The organism is Vibrio sp. 10N.222.52.B7, assembly GCF_041474275.1.
GTDB classification, from domain to species: Bacteria; Pseudomonadota; Gammaproteobacteria; order Enterobacterales; family Vibrionaceae; genus Vibrio; species Vibrio crassostreae_C.
In genome coordinates, this window is sequence record NZ_JBFRTU010000117.1 from 7,525 (window position 1) to 7,836 (window position 312).

The following is a 312-nucleotide window of genomic DNA, read 5'->3' on the forward strand; positions in this document are numbered from 1 at the left end:
GCGTTGCGGCGCGCTTTTAAGAAGTCGGTTTGGAAGCGGTGAATGGCAGAATGCGTGTGCCATTCGCCAATTAGAACCACATCAGCGTCAATCAGCTGCTCGGGTAATGCATCGAGAGAAAGTGTTTCGCCTTGTGGAGAAGCGAACTGGTAGTCATAGAATGTGGAAACGGATTCCGTTTGAGCCACTTTTTGAGAAGTGTCTTTTGCAGGTTGACTAGCACAAGCCGTGAGAAGAGTAGCTAATCCGATAAGAATAATACGTTGCATGAAATGCCTCCTTGAAGAACACGCATACTAAAGGAGGCAAGAT

Annotated in this window: 1 pseudogene; it reads right to left on the bottom strand. The window is 47.1% G+C overall.

Annotation, left to right across the window (positions count from 1 at the left end):
- Positions 1-269 (bottom strand): annotated as a pseudogene (locus AB4512_RS20975) (hypothetical protein); the annotation flags it as partial.
- Positions 270-312 lie beyond the last annotated feature (43 nt).